The sequence below is a fragment of the Alteraquisediminimonas sediminicola genome (assembly GCF_019740335.1).
In the GTDB taxonomy this organism is placed as follows: domain Bacteria; phylum Pseudomonadota; class Alphaproteobacteria; order Sphingomonadales; family Sphingomonadaceae; genus Alteraquisediminimonas; species Alteraquisediminimonas sediminicola.
Genome location: NZ_JAHXZS010000001.1, coordinates 1,141,870 through 1,157,724 on the forward strand (window position 1 = coordinate 1,141,870; position 15,855 = coordinate 1,157,724).

Below are 15,855 nucleotides of genomic sequence, written 5' to 3' on the forward strand. Positions count from 1 at the left end.
ATGTTTGATCTGACAGGCAAGACCGCGCTCGTAACCGGCGCATCCGGTGGCATCGGTTCTGCGGTGGCCGCCGCCCTTGCGGCACGTGGCGCGCGCGTCGCCCTTTCCGGCACCCGCGAGGATGCACTGAAGGCCGTAGCCGCCACCCTCCCGAACGACCCGGTGATCCTGCCCTGCAATCTGAGCGACCCCGCCGCCGTCGATGCGCTGGTGCCGCAGGCGGTCGAAGCCTTGGGCGGCAAGATCGACATCCTCGTCAACAACGCAGGCGTCACCCGCGATAATCTCGTCATGCGGATGAAGGATGACGAATGGGATCAGGTGATTCGCGTCAACCTCGAAGCCGCCTTCCGCCTGATCCGCGCCGCGACCAAGCCGATGATGAAGGCACGCACGGGCCGGATCATCTCGATCACCTCGGTCGTCGGCACGACCGGCAATCCGGGCCAGGCCAATTACGCCGCATCCAAGGCGGGCCTTGTCGGCATGTCCAAGGCGCTGGCGCAGGAATTGGCCAGCCGCAACATCACCGTCAACTGCGTTGCGCCTGGGTTCATCACCTCGCCGATGACGGACAGCCTGCCAGACGCGCAGAAAGAGGCGCTGTTGACCAAGATTCCCGCCGGTCGTTTGGGTGATGGCCCAGACATCGCCGCGGCGGTCGTCTACCTCGCTTCGAATGAGGCAGGTTATGTCACCGGACAGACGTTGCACGTCAACGGCGGGATGGCGATGATCTGATTTACCCGTTCCATCAGGGCCATTTGGTTTGGTGCAACAGCATTTTCGCCCAATAAGGGCGCAAATGCCCTTGCCAGCGGCCATGGTGGGCATTAGTGGCGTTTTACCGATTTTTCGTACCAGCATATTAAAAAGGAGCTGCCGCATGAGCGAGACTGCGGATCGCGTTAAGAAGATTGTCGTCGAACATCTGGGCGTCGAAGCCGAAAAGGTGACGGAAGAAGCCAGCTTCATCGACGATCTCGGTGCGGACAGCCTCGACATCGTCGAACTGGTCATGGCATTCGAAGAAGAATTCGGCGTTGAAATTCCTGACGACGCGGCTGAAAAGATCGCAACCGTCAAGGATGCCATCTCTTTCATCGACGCCAACAAGGGCTAATGCCCGCGCCTTTTCGTAAGGCACAGGTAGATGATATCCAATGGCCCTCCGCGCCCGTCACGGGTCGGGGGGCTATTGTTGTATGAAATTAAGAAGGGGAAACGGATGCGCCGCGTAGTCGTCACAGGTCTTGGTCTTGTCACGCCGCTTGGAAGCAGCGTCGAAACCACATGGAAGAACATTCTCGCTGGCAAATCGGGCGCAGGTACGATCACCCGCTTCGATGCCACCGATTATGCCTGTCGCATCGCTTGCGAAGTCAAGCCTGCGGATCATGAATATGGCTTCGATCCGAACCTGCGCGTCGACCATAAGGTCCAGCGTCAGGTCGATCCCTTCATCATTTACGGCATCGATGCCGCTGGTCAGGCGATCGAAGACGCTGGCCTGCTCGATATGTCGGAAGAAACCCGCTTTCGCGCGGGCGTGTCCATCGGCTCCGGCATCGGCGGCCTGCCGGGCATCGCGAGCGAATCCATCGTCCTGCATGAAAAAGGCCCGAAGCGCGTTTCCCCGCACTTCGTCCATGGTCGCCTGATCAATCTGGTATCTGGCCAGGTCTCGATCAAATATGGCCTGATGGGCCCCAATCACGCGGTCGTCACCGCCTGTTCAACCGGCGCGCACAGCATCGGCGATGCGGCCCGGATGATCGCGATGGATGATGCGGACATCATGCTCGCCGGTGGTGCCGAAGCAACGATCTGCCCGCTCGGCATCGCGGGCTTCGCACAGGCCCGCGCCTTGTCGACCAATTTCAACGACAGCCCGGAACGCGCCAGCCGTCCTTATGACAAGGATCGCGATGGTTTCGTCATGGGTGAAGGCGCTGGCGTCGTCGTGCTCGAAGAATATGAGCATGCCAAGGCGCGTGGCGCGAAAATCTATGCCGAAGTGATCGGCTATGGCCTGTCGGGCGATGCCTATCACGTCACCGCCCCGCACCCGGAAGGTTCGGGCGCATTCCGTTCGATGCAGATGGCGATGAAGAAATCCGGCCTCGCGCTGGAAGACATCGACTATATCAACGCGCACGGCACCTCGACCCCGATGGGCGATGAGCTGGAACTGGGCGCGGTCCGTCGTCTGTTCGGCAACAATCTCGACACCATGTCGATGTCCTCGACCAAATCGGCCATCGGCCATTTGCTCGGCGGCGCGGGCGCGGTGGAGAGCATTTTCTGCATCCTCGCGCTGCGCGATCAGATTGTGCCGCCGACACTGAACCTCGACAATCCGAGCGACAGCTGCATCGGCGTCGATCTCGTCCCGTACAAGGCCAAGGAACGCAAGGTCAAAGCCGTGCTGAACAACAGCTTTGGCTTTGGCGGCACCAATGCCAGCCTTGTGATGCGGGCGATCTAATACCCAATGACCCGGCCTTTCGGGCCAATACCTCCTTCGAGAGTGAATGGTGATGCGTAAATTCGGTCTGTTTGGCCTGTTGCTGGCGGGGCTTGCCCTGCTGGCGATCACCCTCACCTTGAAGGGCTGGGTCGGCACCGGCCCGCTCGATGCGCCTGTAAACGTGCGCATCGCCGAAGGGGCGACGCTCACCTCTGCCGCGCGCACTTTAAAAGACGCGGGCGTGATCACTTCCGCCCCGCGCTTCATCCGCCTCGCGCAATTACTCGGCCGCCACCGCCCGGTGATGGCGGGCGAATATCGCATCCCTAAGGGCGCAAGCCCGCGCGAGGTGCTCCGCATCATTCAGGCGGGCAAATCCGTCATCCGGCTCATCACTATTCCAGAGGGCATGCCCTCGATCATGGTCCATGAACGGTTGATGGCAAATGCCGAATTGACCGGAACCATTCCGGTGCCGGTCGAAGGCTCAATCCTGCCCGACAGCTATTCCTACGACAAGGGCGAGGCCCGTAAGGCCGTGCTGCAACGGATGCAGGACGCGATGCGTCGCACCCTCGCGACCTTATGGGACGACCGCGCCAGCGGCATCGCGGTCAAATCCCCGCGTGAGGCGATCATCCTCGCCTCGATCGTCGAAAAGGAAACGGGCAAGCCGTCCGAACGCCGGATGGTCGCGGGCGTTTATAGCAACCGTCTGAAAACGGGCATGCGCCTGCAGGCCGACCCGACCGTGATCTACCCGATCACCAAGGGCAAGCCATTGGGCCGTCGCATCCTGCGGTCCGAACTGCGCGCCGATAATGGCTATAACACTTATGCGCGTGCTGGCCTGCCGCAAGGGCCGATTGCCAATCCGGGGCGCGACAGCATCGCCGCCGTGCTTGACCCTGAAGACACCAAGGCGCTGTATTTCGTGGCGGACGGCACCGGCGGCCATGTCTTTGCAGATACGCTGGCGGGCCATAATGCCAATGTCGCCAATTGGTATGCGCTGCGCCGCAAACGCGGGGAAATGTAGGGTCACCCTAGCCCATCGCTTCATCCCTCGTCATTCCCACCCCATTTCGTCATTCCCGCCCCCCCCTCTCGTCATTCCCGCGAAGGCGGGAATCCAGACAGGACGAACCGACAGGGATGCGCGCAATTCGATCCGGTGGCGCTATATGGATTCCCGCCTTCGCGGGAATGACGAAAAGGGGAATGCAGGCACAGAAAAGATGCGGACAATTAAGACACCTACCGCAAAGCCCTAATGCTCGATGGCGGGCGGGCGGCTTCCGTGCTGAGGCCGGGCCATTTTGCGAAATAGCAACAGGAACGGGATCGGCACCAGCGCCCAATAGGTAATCATCAGAAAATCATCGAGATAGGCAATCATCAACGCCTGCCGATTCACCTCCGCATCGACCATGTGCAAAATCGCCACGCCCTGCGCGCCTAGCGCCTGCGCTATATTGGGGGCGAAGCCCGGCACATTGGCTGCCGTGATATGGCTAATAATATCCTGATGCGCGACCTGAATATTCCGCGCCAACAGCGCCGTGACGATGGAAATGCCGATGCTCCCCCCGATATTGCGGGCAAGGCCCGATACCCCGGCCCCCTCGGTCCGCAAGGCCGGTGACAGGGTGGAAAATGACATGGCGTTCAGCGGGACAAACACAAATCCCATGCCGATCCCCTGAATAATGCCGGTAACGACCATCGGCATCCACCCCATTTCGATGGCCCAGCCGGTCATTGACCACATCGAATAGGCAATCAGCACATAGCCAAATGCCACGACCATTCGCGCATCGGTGCGCTGAATAAAATAGCCGGAAAAATACATCGCCACCATCATACCAATGCCGCGCGGCGCCAGCAGCAGCCCGGTGGTAAAGACATTATGGCCATAGATCGCCTGCAACATCGACGGCAACAACGCCATCACCGACATCATCACCGCACCGACCATCAGCGTCATGAACAGGCCCAGCGCAAAATTGCGATCAGCCAGCGTCGCCCGTTCAATCACGGGATGAGGGGTCCTCAATTGATGCCAGAGATAGAGCCAGCCAAATGAGATAAACATCAAGATTTCAATGCGGATTTCCCAGCTATTGAGCCAATCCTCGGACGAACCACGGTCAAGAAAAAGCTGCGCCGTCCCCAATGTCATCGCCAGCAGGAAAAAACCCTTGAGGTCGAACGGACGCGACCGGCGGGGCCGCGACGGCAACAGCGCCCATAGGATAACGAGGCAAATAATCCCCAATGGGACATTGACGAAAAACACCCAGCGCCAATCGTAATTTTCGGTCAGCCATCCACCCAGCATCGGTCCCATCACCGGCCCGATCATCACCCCTGACGACCAGATCGACAGCGCCTTGACCTGTCGTTCGGGCGGATTGATGTCCATCATCACCGTCTGGCTCAACGGGGCCAATGCCGCGCCGAAAATACCCTGCAACACCCGGAAAAACACCATTTCCTCGATATTGCTGGCAATGCCGCACAGCATCGACGCCAGAATAAAACCGAGGGTGCAGCCAAGGAACAATTGCCGCGATCCAACCCGATCCGACACCCAGCCGATAATCGGCATCACAATGGCCGAGGCGATGATATAGCTCGTCAGCACCCATGAAATTTCGTCGATGGTCGCGCCAAGGCTCGCTTGCATATGCGGGATGGCGACATTCGCAATCGTCGCATCCAGCACCTGCAAAATCGTCGCGATCATCACCCCGATGGTCAACAAACCGCGACGTTCGACCGGCAGAGCCGCCTTGTCGGGCGCGTGGGGGAGATCAGCCGCCATGCGTGCTGGTATCGACCCGGACATGGGCCGATTGGCCAGCGATCAACTGACGCGGCGATGCCTCATCGATGAAGATCCGCACCGGCACGCGCTGCGTCACCTTCACCCAATTGCCGGTCGCATTCTGCGCGGGCAGGACCGAAAATTCGGAACCGGTGCCTGCGCCGATGCTGGCGACATGGCCCTTGAGCTTAAGATCGGGATAGGCATCGAACCAGACCATCACCGGCTGGCCGACCCGCATCAGATTAAGGTCGGTTTCCTTGAAATTGGCCTGTACCCAACTATGGTCGGACGCGACGATGCTCAGCGCCGACACCCCCATAAACGCCATCTGGCCGGGGTGGAGCTTGTCCGATTGGCTGATGGTGCCAGAGGTCGGCGCGCGCAATTCGGTACGCGCCAGATCCAGCACCGCCTTGCTGCGCTGCGCCTGCGCGGCGGCGATATCCGGATTGATGCCCGGCACCGCCGTGCCGGTCGCGAGCGAGGCCTGCGCCTTCATCGCCTCGGCACGGGCATTGCCCAGCCGACCGCGCGCATCGTCAAGCGCATGCTCCGCCGCCTGCAGTCGGGCGCGGGTCGTAAAGCCCCGCCCCATCAACGCCGCCTGACGCTGATATTCCTTCTGATAGAAATCGACCGCCTGCGCCGCGCTTGCAATATCGACGCCGGTCGCGCCATAATCGGCCTTCAGTTCGACGACATTGACCTGCGCCGCCGCAATCGCCGCATCGGCCTGTGCAATCGCGATGCGGAACGGCGTCGGATCGATGCGGAACAACAGATCGCCCGCCTTCACATGCTGGTTTTCCTTGACCGCAACCTCCAGCACCCGGCCCGTAATTTCCGGCGCAATCGCAATCCGATCCTGCTGGATATAAGCGTTATCGGTGCTGACATATTGGTCGTTCGCAAGGTAATATATCACCGCGCCCAATATCAGCAGCACCGGCACCGAGATCGTCACCAACAACCGCAGCCAGCCGCGTTGCGTCCCCGGATCATTGACCGTGTTCATCTGATCCGTTTCAGTCATTATCCACCCGATCCGCATCGCAACGCGCGAGATTTTCCCTGATTTTATCGAGCTTATCCAACAGTTTTTGCTGTTCTTCGGCGTCGATGCCCTGCATCGCATCTTCGAAAAGCGCCGCCCCGATCCGCTGCAATTCCATCAGCAAGGGCCGCGCCTTGGGCAGCAGATACAAACGCCATGCCCGCCGGTCCTGCGGGTCCGATCGACGCTCCACCAAGCCGCTTTCTGCCAGCCGGTCAACCATCCGACACAGAGTGATCGGCTCGACTTCCAGCAGGTCCGCCAATGCCCCCTGATTGCACCCTTCATGGCGGGCAAGCTGAAGCAACGCCCGCCATTGTGGCCGCGTGACATTAAGCCCTTTGGCGCGTTCATCAAACACGCGGCGCAATTGGCGCGCAATATCAGGAAAGGCGAATTGAAGGCCGTCGACAATCATATCAGCATCGATAATAACGATGCTTATTATTGTCAATCATCGACGGCCTCAATACAATGGCCTGCACTTCAATCCTGTTTGGGCGCTGCGGCTTTTTTGACAGCAGGCTTTTTCACCGGCGCTTTTTTCGCGGCGGTCTTTTTGGCTGCTGGCGTTTTGGCTGCTGGTTTCTTCGCCGCCGCCTTTTTCACCGGCGCCTTGCGCTTGGCCTTGACCGGCGATTTGGCCGCCTTTTCCTTCAGCAACTCCACCGCCTGTTCAAGCGTCAGCGTCTCCGGCGCCAACGCCTTGGGCAAAGTCGCATTGGTCGTGCCATCGGTGACATAGGCGCCATAACGCCCGTCCATCAGCTTGATTTCCGCCGCCGTTTCCGGATGCGCGCCAAAAACCTTGAGCGGCTCGCGCGCTGCGCCACGGCCACGCCCGCCGGTCGCATTGGCCGCTTCCGCCAGCTTGACGACCGCCGCGTTCATGCCCGTTTCGAACACTTCATTGGTGCCGCTCAGCCGCGCATATTTGCCATCATGCGCGAGATACGGACCAAAGCGCCCGATGCTGGCCGTGATCGGCTTGCCGCTTTCCGGATGCTCGCCAATCGTGCGCGGCAAGGATAACAGCTTCACGCCCCAATCGAGATCGACCTGATCGACCGTCATGTCCTTGGGAATGGAGGCGCGCTTGGCCTCCTTGCCCGCGCCCATTTCGATATAAGGGCCGAACCGTCCGGACTTGCGGGTGACGTCCTCGCCCGTTTCCGGGTGCTGACCCAACACGACCGGGCCGGTATCGCCGCCCGCATCCTGTCCGCCCGGCTGGGCGAATTTACGGGTGAACTTGCATTCCGGATAATTGGAACAGGCGACAAATGCGCCAAAGCGCCCGCCGCGCAGCGCCAAACGCCCCCCCTCGCACGCAGGGCAGGCGCGTGGATCGGCGCCATCGCCCTTGTCCGGGAAGAGATAATCGCCAAGGAACACATCCAGCGCCGCCGTCACATCCGACGGCTTTTGCTCCATCACTTCGACCGTCTTCGGCTTGAAATCGCGCCAGAAGGCCTCCAGCACGGCCTGCCAATTGGCGCGCCCGCCCGATACATCGTCCAGACTATCTTCCAGCCCTGCGGTGAAATCATAAGAGACATAACGCTCGAAAAAGCGTTCGAGGAACGCCGTCACCAAACGCCCGCTTTCGTTCGGGGTGAAGCGGTTCTTGTCGACCGCGACATAGTCGCGATCTTTCAGGGTCTGCAACGTCGCAGCATAGGTCGATGGGCGGCCAATGCCCAATTCTTCCATCTTCTTGACGAGCGAGGCTTCCGAATAACGCGGCGGCGGCTGGGTGAAATGCTGTTCCGCATGCACCGCCTTTTTCGCCGGAGCATCACCCGCCCGCATCATCGGCAGGCGGCGGCTATCGTCCTCGCCTTCCCCCTCGCCGGATTTGCCTGGGGCATCGTCCCGGCCCTCTTCATAAATGGCGAGATAGCCGGGGAACATCACGACCTGCCCGGTCGCGCGCAGCCCGGTCTGGCCGGTGCCATCAGACAGTTCGACCGTCGTACGTTCCAGCCGCGCCGAGGCCATCTGGCTCGCCAGCGCGCGCTTGTAGATCAGGTCATAGAGCTTCGCATGATCGCCCGTGCCGGTGCGGTCGCGAGTGAAATCGGTCGGACGGATCGCTTCGTGCGCTTCCTGCGCATTTTTGGCCTTGGCGACATATTGACGCGGCTTGTCCGGGACATAGCCTGCATCATAACGATCCGCGATGGCCTTGCGCGCGGCGCTGATGGCCGAACCGTCCATCTGCACGCCATCGGTACGCATATAGGTGATCGACCCATCTTCATACAGACTTTGGGCAAGCCGCATGGTGTGGCTGGCCGAAAAGCCGAGCTTGCGCGCGGCTTCCTGCTGCAAGGTCGAGGTCGTAAACGGCGCAGGCGGATTGCGGGTCAGCGGCTTGGTATCGACCGACGATACCGAAAAACGACCCGCCTCAACCGCGGCCTTGGCGCTATCGGCGACACCCTTGTCGCTGATCGTCAATCGCTCGATTTTTTCGCCGCGATGGCGCACCAGCCGCGCGATGAATTCAACGCCGTCATGCTCCATATCGGCATGAACCGACCAATATTCCTGCGGCTTGAACGCTTCGATCTCGCGCTCGCGATCCACCACCAGTCGCAGCGCCACCGATTGCACGCGCCCGGCGGATTTCGCGCCCGGTAATTTGCGCCACAAGACTGGCGACAGCGTAAAGCCGACAAGATAATCCAGCGCACGTCGCGCGCGATAGGCGTCGATCAAATCCTCATCCAGCGCGCGCGGATTGGCCATGGCGGTCAACACCGCATCCTTGGTGATCGCGTTGAACGTCACGCGTTCGACATGCTTGGGCAGCGCCTTGCGCTTGGCCAGCACCTCTTGCACGTGCCAACTGATCGCCTCTCCCTCGCGATCAGGGTCAGTCGCGAGGACTAACGTGTCTGCGGTCTTCGCCTCATCGGCGATGGCCTTGATCTGCTTGGCCTTGTCGCCATAATTTTCCCACAGCATGTCAAAGCCGTTTTCGGGATCGACGGACCCATCCTTGGGCGGCAGGTCGCGAATATGACCGAAAGAGGCCAGCACCCGGTGCCCCGGGCCGAGGTATTTTTCGATCGTTTTCGCCTTGGCCGGCGATTCCACCACAACAAGTTTCATGGGCGCAATTTTCTCCTCACGTACGCACGCGAGGGTGCAAGCCTGTCATGCACCCTGTCAACCACCTGCGGATACCGATAAAAAGGGGCAGAAATAATATGGCCGCCCCAAATGCTCAGCCTGAGGAAAATATTCGGCGCTGCCGCCATTTAATAGGGTCTTGCTTACGCTTGGATAACTTATTGCTGCTAGTCCTCTCCCGGGTATGAGGAGATCATCAATTGCAGCGTACCAGTGACAGGACTTTCAACCTTGCCGTTGTGCTGGGTGGGAAAGCACGCAATCCGGAGCTGACGCGCGCCTGCGCGGCGCTGCTCAGCGGTTTCGCGGACCGCGCTGGCGTCTTGTTGCTGGGGCAGATGCTGGCGGCGGTGATCGCGATGAAAATTTGCTGGAAAGCCGCGGCACCGATCGAACTGATCGGCTTCGGCGTTGCCCTGTTGACCTGCTTGACGCTGCTCAACCGGATGAAGTCTGCCATCGAACAAGGTCTTACACGCCTCAGCTTCGCGCAGACCCAATGGCGTGTCACCCTTATTTGTCTGGCGAGTGGCGTAACATGGTCGTCGGCGCTGTTGATGCTGGCTTCGCCGCATGATCTGGCGGGACGATATTTGTCATATACCCTGCTGACGGCGTTGATCAGCGTCTCGGCCATGTCGCTGTCCCCATTACCGCTGGCCGCCATCGCCCAGATCGCTGCGCTTGGCGTGGGCGGTGCGCTGCTCGGTTGGGAAATCGGGTCGATCGACCTCGCCTTGATCATGGCGATCTTTTCAACCGGCATGGCCATCTCCGCCTATTTTTCGGGCCGCCGCATGCTCCGCCGCTGCTATGGCGAGCGCCGGCTTGCCGAACAAAATGAAGTCGTGCGCCTGTTGCTCAAGGAGTTTGAAAGCAATGGCGGCGATTTGTTGTGGGAGGTGAATGCCCAGCGCCAGCTGGAAAATGTCTCACCCCGATTCGCCGCTTTTTTTGGTCGCACGCCCGAAGAGATTGAAGGCCAAACCCTGTTTGCCGTGCTGCGCAGAGCGGGTATTTCCAACAACGGCGCGATGACCGTCGGCGAATCGCTGCGAGAACAGGTCAGCTTTCGCAACCTGCTGGTGTCGATCCGGGTCGAGAATGGAGAACGCTGGTGCCAGCTTTCAGCTTCGCCGCGCTATAATGACGAACAGACGTTTATCGGCTTTCGCGGCGTGTTGTCCGATGTCACCAAAGAACAATTATCCGCGCACAAGATCAGCCACATGGCGCGTTACGATGCGCTGACCGGCCTACCGAACCGCGCCCATATTCATGAATCATTGCAGGAAACCGTGCTCGCCTGCCAGCGTGATCGCCAGATCGCCGCCTTCATGCTGATCGACCTCGACCGGTTCAAGCTGGTCAATGATTCACTTGGCCATCCGGTCGGCGACAAATTGTTGGAACAGGTCGCCGCGCGGTTGAATGAGGTGCTTGGCCCCCATGATCTGCCGGGACGACTTGGCGGCGATGAATTTGCGGTGTTGCTGCGCGATGTGCCCGACATTGCCAGTGTCAACGAACTGGCCGACCGGATCATCGCGACCTTATCCCACCCCTATCAGGTGGACGAACACACATTATTCATCGGGGCGAGCGTCGGTTCGGCCATCTGCCCCAAGGACGGCCATATCGCGGACAAGCTCGTCCGCAACGCCGATCTGGCGCTGTACAAGGCCAAGGAGGACGGGCGCGGCATTCATCGCCGCTATGAACCCGCGCTCTACGCCCGGGCGGAAGAACGCCGCAACATCGAAATCGCGCTGCGCGACGCGCTGGAACGAGGCGAACTGAGTCTCGAATACCAGCCCATCGTCGCATCGAAGGACAAACGCATCATCGCCTGCGAAGCGCTGCTCCGCTGGCGACACCCGACGCTGGGGCTTGTGCCGCCCGATGTCTTTATCCCCGTGGCCGAAGACGCGCGCCTCATCTCGCGCATCGGCGAATGGGTGATGCGGACGGCCTGTATGGAAGCGGTCAACTGGCCGCAACAGGTGCATGTCGCGGTCAATTTGTCGGTCGAACAATTTCTCGACCCACATTTGTTTGAAACGATCATCTCGGCCTTGTCGCACAGCGGCCTTGATCCGAGCAGGCTCGAACTCGAAATCACCGAATCGGTCTTCATCAAGGAACGATGCGATGTGCTGGCCACGCTCGACAAGCTGATCAACATCGGCATTCGGGTGGCGCTTGACGATTTCGGGACCAGCTACAGCTCGCTCGGATTCCTTGGCCGCACCAAATTCAGCACGATCAAGATCGACCGGCGCTATGTGCGCGATGCCGGTCGCCAGACCCGTGAAAGCCAGGCGGTGATCCGCGCCGTCGTCGCAATGGCGGAAAGCCTTGGCATGAACATCACCGCAGAAGGCGCGGAAAGCGACGAAGAACTGGCCTGCATCCGCGAACTTGGCTGCGATCAGGCGCAGGGCTATCTTTTCAGCCGCCCGCTCACCGCACAGGCGATGCGTCAGTTGCTACGTGAGCCATGGTCGGAAATTCTATGGTCGGCGGCCTGAAAATAAGGTCCGTCTTTTCCGGACTTGCCTAACGCAAGGGGCGCGGCTATGAACCCGGCCTCTGGCTTCTAGGAGTGTAGCTCAGTTGGTAGAGCATCGGTCTCCAAAACCGAGGGCCGTGGGTTCGAGTCCCTCCACTCCTGCCACCATGACTGGTCAAACAGCGCATGGTTTTTGAAGCTTAGAGAAGAAACGGGGTGTGGGACGGTGCAGGCGTTTCGCTTGGCAATGCCGTAACGCGCCTCGCTATTTGTGTTTAAATTTTTGGAACGGATAGCGAGAGTGGCGAAAACATCACCCGGAGAGTTCATTCGGCAGGTTCGGACAGAAGCGACGAAGGTCGTCTGGCCAACCCGCAAGGAAACCGGCATGACGACGGTCATGGTGCTGATCATGGCGCTTGTGCTTGGTATCTTCTTTTTCGTCGTCGATTTGGCCTTTAGCCAGATCGTGAAGTTCCTGTTGTCGCTGATCAGCGGTTAATCGAGGTTCTGGATTCTATGTCACGTTGGTACATCATCCACGCCTATTCGGGCTTTGAAAACAAAGTCCGTGAGGCGATCTTGGCGGAAGCCACGCGCATGGGCCTCGAACAATTGGTGGAGGCTGTCGAAGTTCCCACCGAAAAGATCACCGAGGTTCGCCGCGGCAAAAAGATCACCTCGGATCGCAAATTCTTCCCGGGCTATGTGCTGGCGAAGCTGCACCTGAACGATGATGTCTACCATCTGGTCAAGAACACCCCGAAGGTGACAGGCTTCCTCGGCGCGATGGGCAAGCCCCAGCCGATCAGCGAAGCAGAAGCCGCGCGCATTCTCAACACCCGTGAAGAAGCCGCCACCGCCGCGCCGAAGACCAAAGTCAGCGTCGATTATGAAATCGGCGATTCGGTCAAGGTGCTGGAAGGTCCATTCGCGAGCTTCAACGGCACGGTCGAGGAACTCGATTTCGACAAGAGCAAGGTCAAGGTATCGGTGTCGATCTTTGGTCGCGCCACCCCGGTCGAACTCGACTTCGAACAGGTCGAGCTTTCCAAATAAGCTTTCTGGCGCAAGTTTTACCCGTAATGCAGCGGCGCATGATGCGCGGCCATCACGGGTAAAACTTGCGCCATTCGCCTTGTCGGGCTATGCGCCCGCAACGCGCCGATTCCCGCGTTATGGAATCACAGCCGCGGGAGGCGGGGCATTTGGCCCGCCGCTATCACCGCTAAACTTGAAACGAGAGTGAGACATGGCAAAAAAGATTACCGGCTATATCAAGCTGCAGGTGCCAGCCGGCGCCGCCAACCCGTCCCCGCCGATCGGGCCTGCGCTCGGTCAGCGCGGTGTGAACATCATGGAATTCTGCAAGGCTTTCAACGCCGCGACCAGCGACCTTGAAAAGGCCATGCCGATCCCGACGATCATCACCGTCTATGCGGATCGCAGCTTCTCCTTCATCACGAAGACCCCGCCTGCGACCTTCCTCATCAAGAAGGCGATGAACCTGAAGTCCGGTTCGAAAGAACCCGGCAAGATCTCTGCTGGCACGATCACCCGGTCGAAGCTCGCCGAAATCGCACAGGTCAAGATGGCCGACCTCAATGCCAATGACATTGAAGCCGCCACCAAGATCATCGAAGGTTCTGCCCGCGCCATGGGCGTCGAAGTAGTGGAGGGTTAATCCATGGCATTTCAGAGCAAGAAGGCAAAGGCCCTCGCCACGGTCATCGATCGTGAAAAGCTGCATGGCATCGACGAAGCGATTGCCCTGCTGAAGGAAAAGGCTACCTCGAAGTTCGATGAAACCATCGAAATCGCGTTGAACCTTGGTGTCGATCCGCGTCACGCCGACCAGATGGTCCGTGGCGTTGTCACGCTGCCAAAGGGCACCGGCAAGACCGTCCGCGTCGGCGTGTTCGCCCGTGGCGCCAAGGCTGAAGAAGCACTGGCTGCTGGCGCTGACGTCGTTGGCGCAGAAGATCTGCTCGAAATTTGCCAGAACGGCAAAATCGATTTCGATCGCTGCATCGCGACCCCGGACATGATGGGCCTCGTCGGCCGCTTGGGTAAGATCCTCGGGCCGAAGGGCCTGATGCCGAACCCGAAGCTCGGCACCGTAACCCCGAACGTCGCTGACGCCGTGAAGGCTGCCAAAGGCGGCCAGGTCGAATTCCGCGTCGAAAAGGCCGGTATCGTCCATTCGGGCATCGGCAAGGCCAGCTTCCCGGCTGAAGACCTGCGCGCGAACTTCGACGCATTCGTCGATGCCATCGTCAAGTCCAAGCCTGCTGGCGCCAAGGGCAAGTATCTCCAGAAGATCGCCCTGAGCTCGACCATGGGTCCGGGCCTCAAGGTCAATGTCGGCGAAGTCGCCGCCTAAGCCTTAGCCTGCATTGCCGCGCCAAAGCTGATTTGGCGTGACGATGAACAGATAAAGAGCCCCCGCCCCGACCTGTTCGGCGCGGGGGTTTTTTATGGCAGCGCTGCTGGCTCTTGCCTTCCGCATCGAATCCCGCTAACGCCCGCCTCGTGCCAGTTCCGCAAGGAATCGGCATATCCGTCCGAGACAGCCGGTGAAGGGGATTTGCCCTTCTTAATTTCCAGCCAAGACGGGGACCGCATTTTTCGCCTGTAAGTGCTCCATTGCGATGCACCAGTTCAGGCGCGCATTCCCCTCGGACTATAACGCTTACCCTTATGCGGGCAGGATTTCCTGTGCGTGTGCGGGTGGCAAAAACGGCTGATGGATGGTCCATCAGTTGAAACGTGGAGAATGGCATGGATCGTGCTCAAAAAGCCGAACTGGTCGCCGAACTGAACCGCACCTTTTCCGAGGTCGGCGTGGTGGTTGTCACCCGCAATCTCGGCCTGACCGTCGCACAGTCGATGGATCTGCGTAACAAGATGCGTGAAGCCGGTGCCAGCTATCGGGTAGCAAAGAACAAGCTTGCCAGGATCGCATCAGAAGGCACTGCCTACACGTCGCTCAACGACTTGCTCGTTGGCCCGACGGGTCTGGCATCTTCCGTGGACGCGGTGGCTGCCGCTAAGGTTGCCGTCGATTTCGCCAAGACGAACGACAAGCTCGAAATCGTCGGCGGCGCCATGGGGGCAATTGTCCTCGATGTCGATGGTGTCAAGGCACTCGCTGCACTGCCGTCGCTCGACGAACTGCGCGCCAAGATTGTCGGCCTGGTACAGGCCCCGGCAACCAAGGTCGTCCAGATCGTTCAGGCGCCTGCTGGCCAGCTGGCCCGCGTCATGGGGGCATATGCCGCCAAGGACGCCGCATAAGCTTTGCGACCTGTTGAACTGAACTGAACTTATTGGGCTTTATCGCCCGCATGGAGACTTAAAATGGCTGATCTGAACAAAATCGTTGATGACCTTTCCGCTCTGACCGTTCTCGAAGCTGCTGAGCTTTCGAAGCTGCTCGAAGAAAAGTGGGGCGTTTCGGCTGCTGCTGCTGTTGCAGTTGCTGGCCCGGCTGCTGCCGCTGCCCCGGCTGCTGAAGAGCAGAGCGAATTCGACGTGATCCTGACCGGCGACGGCGGCAACAAGATTGCCGTCATCAAGGAAGTCCGCGCCATCACCGGCCTGGGCCTGACCGAAGCCAAGGCTGCTGTTGAAGCTGCACCGAAGGCGATCAAGGAAGGCGTGTCGAAGGACGAAGCCCAGAAGGTTAAGGCGCAGCTCGAAGCTGCTGGTGCGACCGTCGAACTCAAGTAAGAGTTTATCGGTCAGGCATCTGCCTGATTTCAAGAACAACGGGCGGCTCTCACATCGAGGGTCGCCCGTTTTCTTTTGGGGCATCATTCCTTCGTCATTCCCGCCTATGCGGG

General features: G+C 59.7%; 15 protein-coding genes and 1 tRNA gene. 12 read left to right on the forward strand and 4 right to left on the reverse strand.

Annotated features, from left to right (window positions below; all coding sequences use genetic code 11):
* The 4 genes from fabG to mltG all read left to right on the forward strand — a co-directional run bounded on the left by fabG (nucleotide 1) and on the right by mltG (nucleotide 3,509).
* On the forward strand, nucleotides 1–741 hold the full coding sequence (gene fabG / locus K6117_RS05665; RefSeq protein ID WP_221792705.1) for a 3-oxoacyl-[acyl-carrier-protein] reductase: 741 nt from the start codon (nucleotides 1–3) through the stop codon (nucleotides 739–741).
* A 145-nt stretch (nucleotides 742–886) separates the two neighbouring features.
* Nucleotides 887–1,123, forward strand: a complete 237-nt coding sequence (locus K6117_RS05670) for an acyl carrier protein (protein ID WP_221792706.1) — start codon at nucleotides 887–889, stop codon at nucleotides 1,121–1,123.
* A gap of 105 nt (nucleotides 1,124–1,228) precedes the next feature.
* Nucleotides 1,229–2,488 carry a beta-ketoacyl-ACP synthase II gene (gene fabF / locus K6117_RS05675; protein WP_221792707.1) on the forward strand — a complete coding sequence of 420 codons (1,260 nt, stop codon included), beginning with the start codon at nucleotides 1,229–1,231 and terminating at the stop codon, nucleotides 2,486–2,488.
* Between the two features lie 52 nt (nucleotides 2,489–2,540).
* Nucleotides 2,541–3,509, forward strand: a complete 969-nt coding sequence (gene mltG, locus K6117_RS05680) for an endolytic transglycosylase MltG (RefSeq protein ID WP_221792708.1) — start codon at nucleotides 2,541–2,543, stop codon at nucleotides 3,507–3,509.
* Between the two features lie 231 nt (nucleotides 3,510–3,740).
* Here mltG and K6117_RS05685 read toward each other — a convergent pair whose 3' ends face one another.
* The 4 genes from K6117_RS05685 to topA form a co-directional block, all read right to left on the reverse strand.
* Entirely contained in the window at nucleotides 3,741–5,297 is a 1,557-nt protein-coding gene (locus tag K6117_RS05685) for a DHA2 family efflux MFS transporter permease subunit (RefSeq protein WP_221792709.1), read from the reverse strand.
* Entirely contained in the window at nucleotides 5,287–6,336 is a 1,050-nt protein-coding gene (locus tag K6117_RS05690) for an HlyD family secretion protein (RefSeq protein WP_246604823.1), read from the reverse strand. Before K6117_RS05690 ends, K6117_RS05685 begins: the two co-directional genes overlap by 11 nt.
* Nucleotides 6,329–6,775, reverse strand: a complete 447-nt coding sequence (locus K6117_RS05695; RefSeq protein ID WP_221792710.1) for a MarR family winged helix-turn-helix transcriptional regulator — start codon at nucleotides 6,773–6,775, stop codon at nucleotides 6,329–6,331. The genes K6117_RS05690 and K6117_RS05695 overlap by 8 nt, the downstream gene beginning before the upstream one ends.
* Nucleotides 6,776–6,843: 68 nt before the next feature.
* A complete protein-coding gene (gene topA / locus K6117_RS05700; protein ID WP_221792711.1) occupies nucleotides 6,844–9,477 on the reverse strand; it encodes a type I DNA topoisomerase in 2,634 nt (877 codons plus the stop codon).
* Nucleotides 9,478–9,698: 221 nt separating this feature from the next.
* On the opposite strand from topA, the gene K6117_RS05705 reads away from it, so the two are divergent.
* The 8 genes from K6117_RS05705 (at nucleotide 9,699) to rplL (ending at nucleotide 15,742) form a co-directional block, all read left to right on the forward strand.
* Nucleotides 9,699–12,029, forward strand: a complete 2,331-nt coding sequence (locus tag K6117_RS05705; RefSeq protein WP_221792712.1) for a putative bifunctional diguanylate cyclase/phosphodiesterase — start codon at nucleotides 9,699–9,701, stop codon at nucleotides 12,027–12,029.
* A gap of 70 nt (nucleotides 12,030–12,099) precedes the next feature.
* Nucleotides 12,100–12,175, forward strand: a tRNA-Trp gene (locus K6117_RS05710).
* A 136-nt stretch (nucleotides 12,176–12,311) separates the two neighbouring features.
* On the forward strand, nucleotides 12,312–12,512 hold the full coding sequence (gene secE, locus K6117_RS05715) for a preprotein translocase subunit SecE (protein WP_221792713.1): 201 nt from the start codon (nucleotides 12,312–12,314) through the stop codon (nucleotides 12,510–12,512).
* Nucleotides 12,513–12,529: 17 nt separating this feature from the next.
* Nucleotides 12,530–13,069 carry a transcription termination/antitermination protein NusG gene (gene nusG, locus K6117_RS05720; RefSeq protein WP_221792714.1) on the forward strand — a complete coding sequence of 180 codons (540 nt, stop codon included), beginning with the start codon at nucleotides 12,530–12,532 and terminating at the stop codon, nucleotides 13,067–13,069.
* Between the two features lie 193 nt (nucleotides 13,070–13,262).
* A complete protein-coding gene (gene rplK / locus K6117_RS05725) occupies nucleotides 13,263–13,694 on the forward strand; it encodes a 50S ribosomal protein L11 (RefSeq protein ID WP_221792715.1) in 432 nt (143 codons plus the stop codon).
* A gap of 3 nt (nucleotides 13,695–13,697) precedes the next feature.
* Nucleotides 13,698–14,393, forward strand: a complete 696-nt coding sequence (rplA, locus tag K6117_RS05730; RefSeq protein ID WP_221792716.1) for a 50S ribosomal protein L1 — start codon at nucleotides 13,698–13,700, stop codon at nucleotides 14,391–14,393.
* 398 nt (nucleotides 14,394–14,791) lie between these two features.
* A complete protein-coding gene (gene rplJ, locus K6117_RS05735) occupies nucleotides 14,792–15,307 on the forward strand; it encodes a 50S ribosomal protein L10 (RefSeq protein ID WP_221792717.1) in 516 nt (171 codons plus the stop codon).
* 63 nt (nucleotides 15,308–15,370) lie between these two features.
* On the forward strand, nucleotides 15,371–15,742 hold the full coding sequence (rplL, locus tag K6117_RS05740; RefSeq protein WP_221792718.1) for a 50S ribosomal protein L7/L12: 372 nt from the start codon (nucleotides 15,371–15,373) through the stop codon (nucleotides 15,740–15,742).
* Nucleotides 15,743–15,855 lie beyond the last annotated feature (113 nt).